This is a genomic window from Bacteroidota bacterium, from assembly GCA_018831055.1.
Classification (GTDB): Bacteria; Bacteroidota; Bacteroidia; order Bacteroidales; family B18-G4; genus M55B132.
Genome location: JAHJRE010000280.1, coordinates 1 through 2320, shown reverse-complemented (window position 1 = coordinate 2320; position 2320 = coordinate 1). Strand labels below are relative to the sequence as shown.

2 protein-coding genes are annotated in these 2320 nt (G+C 54.7%); both read left to right on the top strand.

The genetic code is table 11. The features are described from left to right. Nucleotides 1-1827 (top strand): glycogen/starch/alpha-glucan family phosphorylase (gene glgP / locus KKA81_16565; protein ID MBU2652539.1); only part of this gene is annotated, 1827 nt, incomplete at its 5' end. Nucleotides 1828-1854: 27 nt separating this feature from the next. After that, nucleotides 1855-2199: an STAS domain-containing protein gene (locus tag KKA81_16560; GenBank protein MBU2652538.1), complete on the top strand. Its 345-nt coding sequence runs from the start codon at nt 1855-1857 to the stop codon at nt 2197-2199. Nucleotides 2200-2320: the final 121 nt, after the last annotated feature.

Here is a 2320-nt window from a genome sequence, read left to right as displayed (position 1 = left end):
CAGGCTGTGATCGGCGTTCCCTACGACATCCCCACGCCCGGATGGGGCAGCGAAACCGTTAACTATCTGCGGCTCTACGTCGCCCGGCCCTCCACTGAGTTCGACATCAAGATTTTCAACCAGGGCGATTACTTCATGGCCGTGGAGCAAAAAATCGCCACGGAAAAAATCTCCAAAATTCTTTATCCCGCAGATACCGTAACTTCCGGCAAGGAGCTTCGCCTCACCCAGGAATATTTCCTGGTGGCCTGCGCCATAAGAGACATCATGCGGGAGTATCTGAAAGACCACCAAGGCTTCACCATGTTTCCGGACAAGGTGGCCATACAGCTCAACGACACCCACCCGTCCCTGGCCATAGCCGAGCTGATGCGGATTCTTATAGACGAGTATTGGCTGGAATGGGACGACGCCTGGGACATCACCTCAAAAACAGTGGCCTACACCAATCACACTCTTTTGCCCGAAGCCTTGGAAACATGGTCGGTGGGCCTTCTGGAGCACGTGCTCCCAAGGCATCTTCAGATAATATACGAAATCAACCGCCGCTTTCTGGACCGGGTGGTTAAAATCTGGCCCGGCGACATCGACCGTATGAATCGCATGAGCCTCATACAGGAGGGCGGGGAAAAAATGGCCAGAATGGCCAACCTTTCCATTGTTGGCTCCCATCATATAAACGGAGTTTCACGGCTCCATTCGGATTTGGTGAAGGATGCCCTGGTGCCGGATTTTTATGAGATGTGGCCGGAAAAATTCACCAACGTAACAAACGGAATAACCCCCAGGCGCTGGCTCGGACGCTCCAACCCGGGCCTTTGCGCACTTATTTCCGAAAACATTTCCGGTAACTTTCAGGCAGACCTGGACCAGTTGAAAAAATTGGAGCCTCTGGCGGATGATCCGGCTTTTTGCGAACAATATCTGCGCGTAAGAAGGGACAACAAGGAGCGCCTGGGAAAGATAATTTTCGAGACCGCTATGGTCACGGTGGACCCGGATTCCATTTTCGACATGCAGGCCAAGCGAATCCACGAGTACAAGCGACAGCTTCTTAACATACTTGCGGTTATGGCCGAGTATATCCTCCTGGTGGAGGACGGAATCGAGCCTCCGGCCCCCAAGACGGCCATTTTCGCGGGAAAGGCCGCACCGGGCTACCAGACCGCCAAGGACATCATAAAGCTCATCCACTCGGTGGGGGATGTCATCAACCGCGACAAGCGCACCAAGGGCCTTTTGAAGGTGGCCTTCCTGCCCGACTACCGGGTCACCCTGGCCGAGAAAATGGTGTGTGCGGCTGATTTAAGCCAGCAGATTTCCACCGCGGGCTACGAGGCGTCCGGCACCGGCAACATGAAATTCGCCCTTAACGGTGCCATCACCATAGGCACGCTGGACGGGGCCAACATAGAAATCAGCGAAGAGGTGGGCTTGGAGAACATCTATATCTTCGGCCTCACCACGCCCGAAATCGCCAAAATTTCGGAGGAAGGCTCCTACCGGCCCACGGCGCTCTACCACGCCGACCCGGTTTTGCGCAGAGCCCTGGACGCAGTGCGCGACGGCAGGTTCTCGCCCTCGGAACCCGCCCTTTTCAACTGGATATGCCCGTATCTTTTGAGCGACCGGGACAAGTACTTCCATCTTGCGGATTTCGCGTCCTACATGGCTGCCAGGAAAAAAGCTGGAACTGATTACACGGATAGGCTATTGTGGGGAAAATTGGGAATTTTGAACACTTCTCGCATGGGGTTCTTTTCCTCTGACCGGGCCATCCGGCAGTATGCGAAACATATTTGGAACATCGCTCCGGTACCTGCATGATTCCGGGCAGAGACTCAAGGGGAAGACATGAGGATTGAAAAAACCGAAAGCGGAAACGTGCTTATTCTGGAAATTATGGAAAAAAGCCTGGATGCCAGCGTTGCCGCGGATTTTCGAAACGCCATTGCGGACGAGATAGAGAACGGGCGCAAAAAAATCGTCCTGGACCTGTCTCACGTATCCTTCATGGACTCATCGGCCTTGGGAGCCATGGTTTCGGTGTTGAAGATCATGGGCCAGGGAGGGGAGCTGGTCATCTGCGGAGTGCGCCAGGCGGTCATGAGCGTTCTGGCCCTCACCCGCCTGGACCGTATATTCAAGATAGTGCCGGACCAGGAGCAGGCCTGCTACATCCTGGGGCCTATAATATAAGCTTCGAATTACTCCGGCAGCATCAGAAAAGCCCGGACAGAAGAGGCTGGGCCGCCAGTTGGCCGGTCATGTCATTAACGGCTGATTTGAAAACCTCCGCAACCACGTCGCCATCTCCGGT

Coding starts and splice junctions, on each gene's coding strand:
- KKA81_16560 (MBU2652538.1), top strand. CDS start 1,855: ATGAGGATTGAAAAAACCGAAAGCGGAAACGTGCTTATTCTGGAAATT.